At 32.8% G+C, this 13952-nt stretch carries 13 protein-coding genes; 10 read left to right on the forward strand and 3 right to left on the reverse strand.

Annotation, left to right across the window (positions count from 1 at the left end; translation table 11 throughout):
- Window positions 1-485: 485 nt before the first annotated feature.
- Window positions 486-1931 carry a glycosyltransferase gene (locus DM397_RS14465; protein ID WP_111378222.1) on the reverse strand — a complete coding sequence of 482 codons (1446 nt, stop codon included), beginning with the start codon at window positions 1929-1931 and terminating at the stop codon, window positions 486-488.
- A gap of 527 nt (window positions 1932-2458) precedes the next feature.
- On the opposite strand from DM397_RS14465, the gene DM397_RS14470 reads away from it, so the two are divergent.
- Window positions 2459-2905, forward strand: a complete 447-nt coding sequence (locus tag DM397_RS14470) for a response regulator (RefSeq protein ID WP_111378223.1) — start codon at window positions 2459-2461, stop codon at window positions 2903-2905.
- A gap of 12 nt (window positions 2906-2917) precedes the next feature.
- Window positions 2918-5383, forward strand: coding sequence for a PAS domain S-box protein (locus DM397_RS14475; protein WP_111378224.1), 2466 nt, complete (start codon window positions 2918-2920; stop codon window positions 5381-5383).
- Between the two features lie 112 nt (window positions 5384-5495).
- On the opposite strand, the gene DM397_RS14480 is transcribed toward DM397_RS14475, so the two are convergent.
- Together DM397_RS14480 and DM397_RS14485 are read right to left on the reverse strand one after the other, a co-directional pair.
- Window positions 5496-5912, reverse strand: coding sequence for a lipocalin family protein (locus DM397_RS14480; protein WP_111378225.1), 417 nt, complete (start codon window positions 5910-5912; stop codon window positions 5496-5498).
- A gap of 119 nt (window positions 5913-6031) precedes the next feature.
- Entirely contained in the window at window positions 6032-7033 is a 1002-nt protein-coding gene (locus DM397_RS14485) for a hypothetical protein (RefSeq protein ID WP_111378226.1), read from the reverse strand.
- A 346-nt stretch (window positions 7034-7379) separates the two neighbouring features.
- Here DM397_RS14485 and DM397_RS14490 point away from each other — a divergent pair, with 346 nt between their 5' ends.
- The 8 genes from DM397_RS14490 (at window position 7380) to DM397_RS14525 (ending at window position 13893) form a co-directional block, all read left to right on the forward strand.
- Window positions 7380-7571: a hypothetical protein gene (locus DM397_RS14490; protein WP_111378227.1), complete on the forward strand. Its 192-nt coding sequence runs from the start codon at window positions 7380-7382 to the stop codon at window positions 7569-7571.
- A 297-nt stretch (window positions 7572-7868) separates the two neighbouring features.
- The gene (locus tag DM397_RS14495) at window positions 7869-9332 is read left to right on the forward strand and encodes a tetratricopeptide repeat-containing sensor histidine kinase (protein WP_317048806.1); all 1464 of its coding nucleotides are present in this window, start codon (window positions 7869-7871) and stop codon (window positions 9330-9332) included.
- A 6-nt stretch (window positions 9333-9338) separates the two neighbouring features.
- Entirely contained in the window at window positions 9339-10007 is a 669-nt protein-coding gene (locus DM397_RS14500; protein ID WP_111378229.1) for a response regulator, read from the forward strand.
- A 146-nt stretch (window positions 10008-10153) separates the two neighbouring features.
- Window positions 10154-11215, forward strand: a complete 1062-nt coding sequence (locus tag DM397_RS14505; RefSeq protein ID WP_394364557.1) for a type I restriction endonuclease — start codon at window positions 10154-10156, stop codon at window positions 11213-11215.
- 75 nt (window positions 11216-11290) lie between these two features.
- Window positions 11291-11656, forward strand: a complete 366-nt coding sequence (locus DM397_RS14510; RefSeq protein WP_111378231.1) for a DUF4359 domain-containing protein — start codon at window positions 11291-11293, stop codon at window positions 11654-11656.
- Window positions 11657-11695: 39 nt separating this feature from the next.
- On the forward strand, window positions 11696-12109 hold the full coding sequence (locus DM397_RS14515) for a hypothetical protein (protein ID WP_111378232.1): 414 nt from the start codon (window positions 11696-11698) through the stop codon (window positions 12107-12109).
- A gap of 11 nt (window positions 12110-12120) precedes the next feature.
- Window positions 12121-12330 carry a hypothetical protein gene (locus DM397_RS14520; RefSeq protein WP_111378233.1) on the forward strand — a complete coding sequence of 70 codons (210 nt, stop codon included), beginning with the start codon at window positions 12121-12123 and terminating at the stop codon, window positions 12328-12330.
- Window positions 12331-12540: 210 nt separating this feature from the next.
- On the forward strand, window positions 12541-13893 hold the full coding sequence (locus tag DM397_RS14525) for a GH1 family beta-glucosidase (protein ID WP_111378234.1): 1353 nt from the start codon (window positions 12541-12543) through the stop codon (window positions 13891-13893).
- Window positions 13894-13952 lie beyond the last annotated feature (59 nt).

The following is a 13952-nucleotide window of genomic DNA, read 5'->3' on the forward strand; positions in this document are numbered from 1 at the left end:
ATCAAACGTTCCTACGGAACGTAATTGGATGATCACCATTTGTTTTCTACCGATGAGACGTTCCTACGGAACGTAAACCTCCATTGTAAATTTTTATTCAACATTTCTACGGAATGAAAATGCTATTTTAAAAACACAAGAGTTCAAATCTTCGATGGAAAATATTCCGTAGGAATATCTCGTCGGTAGAAATTTTAGATTCAAATCATTGTTTTACGTTCCGTAGGAACGTTTGATTTTTAATCAGCATTTTATAAACAATTTGATGCGTCAAGCGTTCCTGCGGAACGCAATTGTGCGGTTACTTTTTTTTCTACCGACGAAACGTTCCTACGGAACGTATAATCGCAATATAAATTTTAATTCTACTACCTACCAGACATTCCTACGGAATGAATGGCATTTAATCAAAAAACCCGCTACAACAATTTGCAACGGGTAATTCTCTTGGGTGGAGTTTTATATATAGAGTGAAAGTGTACTTTTTATAAACCTCTTGTCAACCAGCCTTTTTTGTTGGCTGTTGCAATGGCATAAGGCGCGATCCAGAATAAGCTGAAAGTGTAAAAAACACTGTATGAATAAGCCCAGAATGATTCTGAAAGCGTGTATCTTTTTGCGTAAAACGCCATTGAAAAACTTGAAAAAATTAAGATTGCCAATAATGTAGAACTTAAAAATAATACTGGGTGAACTGCAATAAAGTAAAACATAAATAATAAAAACGGATATGTCATTGCAATTTTAAAGAACTGGTTTAAGAATAGCATTCTCGCGCCAAATTTTGATCCTTTTCTAAAATCTGTAAAAACATATTTTGCCATCATAAGGTTTTCACGAACGTTACTTCTCGCCCATCTTATGAACATTTTGTAAAGACCTTTATATTCTTCAGGAACATTTGTCAATACCACTGCATTTCTTTGAAATTTAACTTCAAAACCTTGTTTCAAAATCATATTAGTCAAAGCACGATCTTCTCCAATATCTGATGGTTCGCCCATAAAAGTCTGATTGATCCACTCTGGAAGACAATTGAATACAGCATCTCTTTTGTAAGCTGCCAAGGCACCAGGAGTACATAATACAGAACCTAACTCGCTTTCTACAGAACGTTGAAACTCGAAACTCATTACGAAACTCACATTCAACATTTTTGGTAAAATCGCTTTTTTATTGTTCAAAACCTGAACATTTCCTGCAACCGCTCCACATTTTTTGTCTGCCACAAACGGACTTACTAAGTTTCTTAAAGTATCTTTTTTTACAATAGAATCACTATCTACAGTGACAAAGATTTCTCCCGTTCCTAATTTAAATCCTCTGTATAATGCCTGACGTTTTCCTTGATTTTTTGGCTGCTGAAAAATCGTCACACGATCTCCTAATTTTGCTTTTGCTTCCTGCATCCAATACCAAGTATCGTCTTTACTTCCATCGTCAATAGCCAAAAGCTGTAATTTTTCTGCTGGATAATCGCTGTCTGCAAGACTCAATAAAGTATCCCAAACTAATTTTCCTTCATTATAAGCTGGAACGATAATCGTACAAGTTGGCAATAAATCATCTGATACGGATGGAACTGCTTTGTATCTTAAATACAAGAAAGAGCTGTACAAGAAAACACCTGCCTGATAAAAGAATAAAATGGTCGTTATGATTAAGAATGGTAATCCCCACGTTGAAGCAATTCTTTCAAAATGAAATTGCTCAAAATCGTCTTGCAATAAATATACTACTCCAACACCTGCTAGTAGTAATAAAAAAGTTCCGATAAGAACTGCCAACCCGAACGGACTAGTTGGTCTTTCTACAAATACTTTTTGTGATTTTTGTTTAGTTCCAAAAAAAGAACCGTTTATTGTTTTTTCACTGATCGCCGAACTGCTGTTCGCGTAAAATTGTTCTGAGATAATTGTTTCGCTTTCCATGCTTATACTCCTTTTTTAATTTGCTTAATGTGGCTTTTAGTAAAAATCTTTTCTTTTCTAATTATTTGCGACTCATATTCGAGAAACAATAAAAAAACAAACACATCAAAGATTTTGACATTAACACATTTTGCAAGCGACGTGCCAATACGATTTCAAACTGGTATAGAGCATTTTAGAAAAAAAGGCATAAAAAATAGTGTGTAATTATTTCACACTTTCTGGATACGGTATACACTAAAATTGTAGAATTTGGAATTGAAAAGACTAGCTTTTAAACGGCTTCAGAGCGTTTTTACTTTTCCTTTTTCAAAAAAGAGTCGAAGTTTCAAAATAATTTTCTGACGAAAAAATGGTAAGAATTAATAAAACGTCATTGTTGAAATAAAATTGTTTAGAAGAAAGAAAATAGATTTAAAAACAGCTTTTTTTGAGCTTTTAAAAAACATTCTTCATAAAAAATCAGGAAATCTTGCCGAAAAAAGTTAAATTTATCAAAGCAAACTTAAAATAAGGAGATTAAAAAAATGAGTAAGGAGCATTACTATCTTTTACTTGCTGACGATGACGAAGACGATTGTCTTTTCTTTAAAGAAGCTCTCGACGAAATAGCTATCAGCGCCGATCTTTTAACGGTTCATGACGGCGTACAATTAATGGATTATTTACAAAGTAATATTTCTAATCTTCCAGAAGTTCTTTTTTTGGATTTAAATATGCCACGAAAAAATGGCATTGAATGTTTGGATGAAATAAAAGATGACGAAAATCTAAAAAATCTGCCTATAATTATTTTCTCTACCTCGCTCGATAGTGAAATAGTAAACAAACTTTATCAAAAAGGCGCTTCTTATTATATTCGAAAACCGGGTGATTTTTCTAAGCTTAAAAACGTAATCGAAAAAGCACTGACAATTGCATCAGAAAATAACTTTAGACAGCCCGAAAGAGCTAATTTCATACTGCAACCTTAATCTTCTTTGGAAATGAGCCATAAAAAAAAGGAACATTATTTTCTTTCCGAAGGTGGAGAAATGGGAGAATTAATTCGTTCTGCAGATTGGAGCAAAACCTCTTTGGGTAATCCCGATAAATGGCCGCAAAGTTTGAAAACAATGACCGCAATGATGCTCAGCAATCCGTTTGGAATGTACATTGCGTGGGGAAAAAATTATATTCAATTATACAACGATGCTTTTCGTCCTATTCTTGGCACTTCAAAACACCCTGATGCTTTAGGCGGAAGTTCTAAAAATACATTTGCCGAAATTTGGGATATCATTGAACCAATGTTTTCCGATGTTATGAAAGGACATGCTGTAAGTTTTCCTGATTTTAAAGTTCCTTTGCATCGAAATGGTTATACGGAAGATTGTTTTTTTGATTTTTCGTATAGCCCCATAAAAGTAGAAGACGGTTCTATTGGCGGAATTCTCGTTACAGTTATCGAAACCACCGAAAAGAAAATTGTTGCTGATGCTTTACAGGAAAGTAATGCCCAATTTGTCAATAACATCATGCAGGCTCCTGTTCCGGAAGCCATTTTACGAGGAACCGATTTTGTAGTCGAAATGGCCAATTTTGTGCTTTTAAATAATATTTGGAAAAAAGAAGAAAATGAAGTTCAAGGAAAAAAGATATTAGAAATATTTCCCGAGCTGAAAAAACAGAAATATGCTGCTTTACTAAAGAAAGTTTACGAATCTGGAAATGCATATTCTGAATCAGAATCTTTGCTTTTTATTGATAATAAAAAAAATGGCAATCCATTTTATGTCGATTTTGAATTTGCACCGCTACGCGAAAGTGATAATTCGATTTCAGGAATAAGAATGACACTTATAGATGTTACAGAGAAAGTTGAAGCGAGAAAGAAAATCGAAGAAAGCGAGAAAAGATTCAGACTGCTTACCGAGAGTATTCCGCAATTAATCTGGGAAACCGATGCTGATGGAAATGCTCTTTTCACTTCGGGAAGATGGCTGGAATACACTGGAATTGAACCTGGAATAGAAGGTTCATGGCAAAAAATGATTCATCCCGACGATTTCGAAGAAAATATCAAAATCTGGCAGCACGCACTCGCAACGGGAGAAATGTACCGCTGTGATGTGAGAATGCGCAGAAAAGATGGCTCATACCGATGGCACACCGTTATTGGAGAACCTGTATTTGGCCCTGACAATAAAATTGTAAAATGGGTTGGTGCCTTTACCGATATTCATACCGAAAAAGCTTTTACGCATGAACTTGAACAACAGGTTACAGCCAGAACTAGAGAACTAATCCAGATTAACGAATCGCTTCGCAAAAGTGAAGAGCGTTACCATTTGATGGTTGAAGAAGTTCAAGAATATGCTATTTTATATTTGAATAGCAACGGTATTATTGAAAACTGGAATGCTGGTGCCGAAAAAATAAAAGGCTATAAAGCCGAAGAAATCATCGGAAAGTATTTTGCTGTTTTTTATACCGAAAAAGACCAGAAAAATAATCTTCCTCAAAGACTGCTGGAAATTGCCCGAGAGAAAGGAAAAGTCATACATGAAGGCTGGCGTGCGCGTAAAGATGGAAGTCAATTCTGGGCAAGCGTAGTTATTACAGCAGTTCATAACAAAAAAGGCGAGGTTATTGGTTTTTCAAAAGTTACGCATGACCTAACCGAAAGAAAAAAAGCCAATGATAAATTAAAAATGAATGCCCTGGAGTTAGAGCAAAAAAACAATGAACTGGAAGAAATGAACAAAGAACTTCAGTCATTTGCCTATATTTCAAGTCATGATCTGCAGGAACCGCTCAGAAAAATACAGACTTTTGCCTCTCAGATTATTGAGAAGGAAGCTGAAAATTTATCAGAAAACGGAAAAGATAAATTTAAAAGAATGCAGAATGCAGCACAGCGAATGCAGACTTTGATTAATGATTTATTAGCATACTCAAGAACAAATGTCCAAGAACGTATTTTTATCAAAACAGATCTTGCCCAAATCATAAATGAGGTAAAAGAAGATTTAACCGAAGAATTAGATCAAAAAAGTGCTGTAATTGAAATTGAACAAAGTATTGAAGTTGATATTATTCCGTTTCAATTCAAACAATTATTGTATAACCTCATCAGTAATTCGCTAAAATTCTCAAATCCTGATATTCCGATTGTAATTAAAATTAGAAGTAAAATTGCTTTAGGGAAAGATTTAGAAAATGAAAAACTGATTCCTACTAAAAAATATTGCCACATAGAAGTTTCAGATAACGGAATTGGTTTTGAAGCGCAATACAACAAAAAAATATTCGAAGTTTTCCAGCGTCTTCACGGACGTGACCGCTACAACGGAACCGGAATCGGATTAGCAATTGTGAAAAAAATTATTGAAAACCATAACGGAATCATCACCGCATCGGGTATTCAGAATCAAGGGGCTTCTTTTAATATTTATATTCCTGTAAAATAAAAGTTTTTCAAATTTCAAATTCTAAATTCCAATTCATAAAAAACGGAAACTGCAAATAAGCGGTTTCCGTTTTTCCATTTCAAAGGAAATTGAAATTATTTCAAAACAAATTTTATCTAGTATAAACAGTAATTACACCTGTTGTTTTGTCTTTAATTTTTAGCTCTTTGTTGGTAAGATTCATGATATCGCTAGTAGAACTTACATTTCCAATAGTAATAGTCAAATCATTGTGAGATCTTGCATAAGTACCAGTAGTTTCTGTTAAGGCGCAATCACTTCCCTTATAATCACCAATAACTGCAGCATTACTTAATCTTAAGTCTAAAAAATCTCTAGGACATCCACTTTGGTTTTGCGGAGCATCGACTAAAACTTCTTGTCCATTAACAATTGTTCCTGTTTGGCTTAGATTATACTTCCCTTGAATTGGAACTATTGTTTCTCCTTCATTATCGTCGTTACTACAAGAGGTTACGAACATTCCCGCGCTTAAGGCTAATACAAATAAAAAGTTTCTATTTTTCATGATTTCTTTGTTTTTTATTAATTTAATTCAATAATGCTAAATTAAAAGTATATACTTACAAAAAATTTCATGATTATGCGAATATTTTACATAAATCGCATTTTAGGAAAATTCTAAAATTAATTACATTTTGGTCTATCTGATAAGTACTGTTTTATAATATACTGCGTAATTGGTTTCAAGAATCTTTGTGTATTTTCTGGATAAGGCGCAAACTGATTATAGCATTCTACAGAATCTCCAACTCTTATATACCAGACTTGTGCTCTCCCATTATCATCAAAAAATTTTGTTGAATCACATACCTCTATCTTTTTTAAATCAAAATATCTAGCATCATAATAAGTATCACAATAACCCTCACCAGATCTTTCTATTCTTTCATAATGATTTCCAGTCCATTGCATACAATCTTTTGGCAACATACTTAAGTAAATGATTATAACAAATACAGCGAGAAAAGATGCAATTACAAAATATCTTTTCCATCTAAATTTTACTCTATCTTCTCCTCCTATCTTAACAGGAGTTGATATACCCGCTGGAATTGTTTCCAAATCCTGATTTTCATCTTGTTCTATTACATCAGCTTCATCTTGCTCTACTTCTTCATTTTTATCTTCTTTTACCTCTTCATTTTTTAAATCAGGAAAATTTTTGATTTCTATCTCATTACTAAAACCAACAGAAGAAAATTCAGGTTTATAATGTTTGGTGTCTCTTAACTCTTCAATCAATTTCAAATTCTCTGGATCAATTTCTTTTCTAAACTTATTAAAAGGTCTAGGATTAAAATCTACCAAAATTGCTGCCATATCAACAACATCGATTTTATCTGGATCTGTTTCTCCTTTAAAAAATTTTTCTACTGGTCTAAATAGATCAGTCTCTTGCTTAAACTTTTTTTTTGCACTAATATCAAAAGAAAGCCCAAGTAAAGAATTGAACACATTCAAATCATTTGAATGCATATCATTATTCGCAAATTTTTCCCAACATAACTTATTTAGTTTTCCTCTTGTTGGAGCATTCAAGAAATAAAAGTCATCACCATTTTTTACCTCTTCATATTTTTCTTTAATGGCTTTTTTATATAAATCTTCCAAAGTATTGTTATTCATAGGCTTCATTTTTTTGGGTTTTTAAGGATTTATAAGGATCAATAGGGATTTTATAAAACTTAATCGGAAATCCCGGAAATCCGTATCAACACAGGCTCAAAACCATCGTTACTTTGCCTCAACAAAATTAGTTAGCGCTTTGATCTGCAGGTCAAAACAAATGTACAAAACTAGTTCATGTACCAAGTGCGGAAAACCGTAAGACGGATTTTATTCCGGGAAGTATAGATGAAAATCTTACTGTTCTACGCACTTCACTTCCCAAGCAAGTTGGCACTGCCATAACAAAGTTCAGAACCTTTTTGAACGGCAATGCCCTTTATCTAAATTTTAAATCGTAAAAAAAATGAAAACACTATTTACATTGGGAGCGTGCGCGCTATTAAGTCTGACAATTTTTTCTTGTACAGCAGAAGATTTTGAAACAGCAAACAAAGATAAAACTCGAAATGAGGTAAAAAAAGATTCTACAAATACTTCGCAGGCAACTGGTCCGGACGATGATCCTATCGTTGTTCCACCGCCACCAAAAAAGTAATAAATAAAATTTGAAATATTCAATTAATTAGTAATTTCGGGGAAAGTACATTTTATGTTACGATCCCCGTTTTTTTGTTTTTTCTTTTTTTTATTTCTCCTTTCATGTAAAGAAAAAACAACTTCGTCTGTTAATATCGATCAAGCTACAAAAGATAAAGCTTTTGCGGTAAGAGATCAGGGTATATTAGATCTTCAAAACAAGAAGTACAATAGTAGCTTTTACAACTTCAATAAATCAAAAATAATATTTGAGAGTATAAAAGATAGTGCAAATATTGTTTATAATCTCATCCAGATGGCTTCGATTCAGCAAATCAATGGAGATTATTACGGAAGCAAAGAAACATTGACCGAAGCATTACCTTATCTTAAGAAGAAAGATATTTATAGTGCCTCTATTAATAATTTCTTTGGAATTGCAGATAAAGAATTATCTATTTATGATGATGCCATTTTTTATTACAATCAGGCTCTAAAAGATTCAGAAGATGCCACAGCAAAACAGTCTCCCTTAAATAATATTGCTGTTGTTTACATCCAGCAGAAAAAGTATGATAAAGCCATTGAACTTTTAGAATCTATAATAGAGAAATCAAATGATAAACTTACTGTTAAAAGTAAATGTAGAGTTTTAGACAATCTGGGATTTGCCTACTTTAAAAAAGGAATGAATGAAAAAGGGCTTTCTTTAATGAATGAAAGCCTTAAAATAAGAACCTCAACCAGTGATAGTTACGGAGCAATTGGAAGCAATCTTCATTTAGCTGAGTATTATGCCAAAACCGATCCAAAAAAATCAACTCAATATGCTGCAGATGCATATCAAACTGCTACAAAATTTAATAGCATTGATGAACGCTTAGATGCTCTATCTTTTTTGATCACAAATAATTCAAAAACTATAAACCCTGAGTACGTACAAAAATTCATTTTCCTGAATGACAGTATTATTAAAATCCGAAACAATTTTAAAAACAAATTCGCCAAAATTAAATACGATTCAAAAAAAGAAAAGGAAGAAAACCAAAAACTTCGTTTAGAGAATGTAGAGAATGAAGTTGCTCTGCAAAAAGCCGAAAATCAAAAAATATTATTTCTTTCTGGATTCATTATTCTCTCTATTGTTCTATTTTTTGTAAAGAAAAATCATCAAAACAAAACTAGAACTATAAAACTAAAAACAGCTTATGATACTGAAACCCGAATTGCCAAAGACATTCACGACGAACTAGCCAATGATGTTTTTAACACCATTACTTTCACCCAGACACAACCATTAGAAATTGAAAATACGAAGGAAACTTTAATTCAAAAACTAGATCATATTTATGCGCGAGTACGTGGTATTTCGAGAGAGAATAATACTATTGACACCAAGACCAATTTTGCATCTAACTTAAAAGAAATGCTTTCTACTTACAATAGCGACCATACCAACGTTATTATTAACAATATCGAAAAAGTAAATTGGCATTTGGTTGATGAGTTTAAAAAAGTTACGATTCATAGAATTTTACAAGAATTGATGGTTAATATGAAAAAACACAGTCAAGCATCAATAGTTGTAGTAAAATTTGAAAGCAACGGAAAAACAGTATTTATAGATTATACCGATAATGGCAAAGGGGCCGATAAAAATAAAATTATAAAAAATGGCATGCAAAATATGGAAAACCGTATTTTGGCCATAAAAGGAACTATTACTTTTGACACTAAACCCGATAAAGGTTTTAAAGTAAAAATAACAATGTCTAAATAAAAGCCTATGTTTAAAAAAGTAATAATAGCCGAGGATTTTGAAGAATTCAATTTAGCTGTACAGCAAACTTTGAATGATTTCAACATTGTCAATTTTCAACACGCAAAATATTGTGATGATGCCTTTCTTAAAATAAGAAAAGCGATTCAGGATAATGAGCCATACGATTTATTGATTAGTGATCTTTCGTTTAAAAAAGATCATCGTGAAGTAAAAATCGGCAGCGGCGATGAGCTGATTCAGAAAGTTCGAGAACTGCAGCCTGAAATTAAAATCATCGCCTACTCTATCGAAGATAAAAGTGCTCGTATAAAATCACTTTTTGAAGATGCAGAAATTAATGCTTTTGTTCTAAAAGGCCGAAATAGCATTGAGGATCTCAAAAAAGCGCTCACTATAATTTCTGCCTCCGATCAAAAATTTATTTCGCACGAAGTTGCTTCAATACTTCAAGAAAAAGGCAATTACGAAATAGACGATGTAGATATTAAAATCTTAAAATATCTGTCTGACGGAACATCTCAGGACGAGATTATAGAAATATTTAAAAACAATGACATAAAACCAAATAGTAAAAGTGCTGTGGAAAAAAGATTAGCAAAACTAAAAGACTTTTTTAAAGCCAATAATACTATTCATCTGGTTTCGATTACAAAAGATATGGGAATAATTTAAGTCCCTTTTTTACTTATTATTAAAGCTCCTTCGGGAGCTTTTTTTATTTCCAAAAATTAAAATATCGGATTATGGATTTCCGTAAAATACTGGTTTTGATTGGTTTTACTTTTGGGTTATCAATTTAAAACTACAAACTAATGGAAATGAACATTCAACTAAAATCATTAGCAGATAAAATAAATCAGCTGAAAAGTAAAATTGAAACCGAAGAATCTACAAAACATGCTTTTGTACTGCCTTTTATACATGCTTTAGGATACGATGCATTTAATCCGCTAGAAGTAGTTCCTGAGTTTACGGCCGATCTTGGCTTAAAAAAAGGAGAGAAGGTAGATTATGCTATTTTTCAAAATGGAGAACCTATTATCATTGTAGAATGCAAAAGCTGGAAAGAAAAACTTACGGTTCATAATTCTCAGTTATTCCGCTATTTCCACGTGACCAAAACTCGATTTGCACTTTTAACAAACGGAATCCAGTATCAGTTCTTTACCGATTTGGATGATCAGAATAAAATGGACGAAAAGCCTTTTTTAGAATTTGACATCTGTAATCTAAAAGAAAATACTATAAACGAAATTGCTAAATTTCATAAAGCGAATTTTGATGTTAATAATATTGTAAGCAATGCAAGTTCATTAAAATATATTAAGGAAATTAAAAAGCTTATCAATGCTGAATTAGAAAGCCCTTCGAATGATTTTACAAAACTCTTCGCGAGCAAAATATATGCAGGAAGACTGACGGAAAAAGTTGTGGATGAATTTAAAGATTTAGTTCAAAAATCGGTTAGCCAATTTATTAATGACAAGATTAATGATCGTTTAAATGCGGCTTTAAGCAAAGAAACTATTAAACAGCAAGATGAAGAAATTATCTCGGTTGAAGATGACAGCAAAGTGGTTACAACCGAAGAAGAACTTGACGCTTATCGCATAGTAGTTGCGATTTTGCGCCGAAAACTGCCAGTTGCCAGAATTGTATCTCGCGATACACAATCCTATTTTGGAATATTACTGGACGATAATAATCGAAAACCTCTTTGCAGACTTCACCTAAACAGCGGTAAAAAATACATAAGCCTTTTCAACAATAATAAAACGGAAGCTAAAATTGCAATTTCATCCATTGATGATATTTATCAATACGAAAAAGAATTACTAGAAACGGTGGCTCTTTACGAAACAGAATTAAATCCCGTATAAGTACTCATTTTAAAAAATTTAATTCTAATTAGATTTATCGCATCACAAAAATTACTAACCCACAATCAAAACATTATGAAACCTAAACATTACATAATTTCTGGACTTTGCTTGATTTTATTGGTCGCTGCACTTACTAATCCTGGAACTGAAAAACATAAAGAAGAAGTAAAACTGAAAATGAATGCATTTTTAGAAAAAGAAATGGATAAAGAAAATACAACTCAGGACGATGAAATGTCAAATGCTGGAGGAATGTTAGGAAATGCTCTAGCACAATCGATGGTAAACATGCTCGTAGATAATATAGTTTCTTCATCAAATTATATTCTTTTTTCGACAACAGATGTTACTGTCGACGGAAAAACCAAAACTATTGGCTTTGGTATTTTGGGAAATGTCTTTTTATCTAACAAAATAGATGAAGCAATAAAACAATAAAAAACAGAATTTTTCAGCTCACTAAATACCACATTGCCTATGCAAAAAAATTACCTCATCTTACTTTTATTATTCTCATTTTATTCGTGTAAGAAAGCGGCCTCTCCGCCTCCATTGCCAAAAGTAAATTCATTTTATAAATCGGTAATTACTGCGGATGACCGAAAGACGATCACTCCCCAAGAAGCCAGAACATATCACGTAAATAAAACTTATCAGTACGAATACAGAACAGGAAACCCTGGAAATTATGAGTACAATTATGATGTAAAAGGAATAAATAGCGTAGGAGATTCTGTCTCTGGCAATATAAATGTTTCGGGAAAATACGGCGCCGGAATTTTAACAACTGATACGATTTCAGAAATCGAAATCAATACAGAATGGATTTCATACGGGAAATTAAAAGCTTTTGATAAAAAAGGAAACGAATATCAATTAATTGTCAAATAAAAAATATCTAAATGAAATATACTTTACTGTTACTTTTTGTTTTTGCAACTTCATTTAGTCCATCAGAAACCAACGTCTATATTTGTGGTCCTACTGGTGCAAAAAAATACCATTATAATGAAAACTGCCGTGGCTTAAGTGCTTGCAGTCATGGAACAGTAAAAACATCTCTTAAACAAGCACAAGGTTTAGGCTTAACACTATGCGGATGGGAAGATTGATTATCTTCCCATTTTCATATTTAATCATTTGATAATAATCACTTTACAATAATTTCACATTAGTTTTCTTAATTTGATATAAAACTAATCGTTATGAAATTCTTTAATCTAAAATTCCTAGTATCATTCAAAGAATGGCTTTTTTTAAGAGCAATGCAATCTTCTTTCCTACATTAATAAACCATTATAAATAAAGGAAAGCATTATTGAATGAATAAAATTGAAAGCTCATTTTTGAACAAAAACCAATTTGGTAACGACTTCTTGTGGGGTGTTTCTACCGCCGCTTTCCAAATTGAAGGTGCACACGATGCCGACGGAAAAGGTTCTTCTATCTGGGACGTTTTTACTTCTCAAAAAGGAAAAATCAAAAACGGACATCATGCTATAACCGCTTGTGATTTCTACAATTGTTATCAGGATGACATTAATTTAATTAAGGAACTAAATATCCCGAATTTTAGGTTTTCTATCAGCTGGCCTAGAATTATGCCTACTGGTGTTCATCCTATCAATCAAGCAGGCATCGACTATTACAACAAAATTATAGATTCGCTGCTGGCTTCGGGAATCGAACCTTGGATTACACTTTATCATTGGGACTTACCGCATGAACTAGAAATAAAAGGAGGTTGGACAAACCGCGAATCGGTTTCTTGGTTCAAAGAATATGTAGAAGTCTGCGTACAGTTTTTTGGCGATCGTGTTAAAAACTGGATGGTCATTAACGAGCCTTCTGTATTTACTGGTGCTGGTTATTTTTTAGGTATTCATGCGCCTGGAAAAAAAGGCATTACCAATTATCTTAAAGCCATACATCACGTAACTCTAGCCACTTCTACCGGAGCTAAAATAATTCGAGAAAGAGTTCCCGATGCACATATCGGAACCACATTCTCCTGCACGCATATTGAACCTGCAACAGAAAGCGTAAAAGATGTTGAAGCCTCAAAACGTGTAGATACTTTATTGAATAGGACTTTTATTGAACCCATTTTAGGATTAGGATATCCGCAGAAAGATCTTCCTGTACTTAAAAAATTGAATAATTATATTCTTGAAGACGATTTAAATAATCTGGTTTTCGATTTTGATTTCATCGGATTACAGTGTTACACTCGAGAGGTTGTAAAACATTCTATTTTAACTCCATATATTGGCGCCGAATTGATAAGTGCTGAAAAAAGAAATGTAATCTCAACCGAAATGGGCTGGGAAGTTTATCCTCCTGCTATGTATCATATTCTTAAAAAGTTTAACGAATATGACGGAATAAAAAAAATCATTATTACCGAAAACGGAGCTGCTTTTCCAGATACTGTCCAAAACGGAAAAGTCCATGATATAAAACGAACCCATTTTATTCAAGACAATTTAGAACAAATATTAAAGGCAAAACAAGAAGGCTTAAATGTTGAAGGCTATTTTGTATGGAGCCTTACTGATAATTTTGAATGGGCAGAAGGTTATAATGCCCGATTCGGATTAATTCACGTTGATTTTGAAACGCAAAAAAGAACTATAAAAAACTCTGGATTGTGGTTTAAGGATTTTTTATCCTAGCTGTTTTGGTTTTACCGCAAAGGATTTTCGCAAAGTGCGCTAAGTCTTTTTAAGATACC

The sequence above is a fragment of the Flavobacterium nitrogenifigens genome (assembly GCF_003254565.1).
Taxonomy (GTDB): domain Bacteria; phylum Bacteroidota; class Bacteroidia; order Flavobacteriales; family Flavobacteriaceae; genus Flavobacterium; species Flavobacterium nitrogenifigens.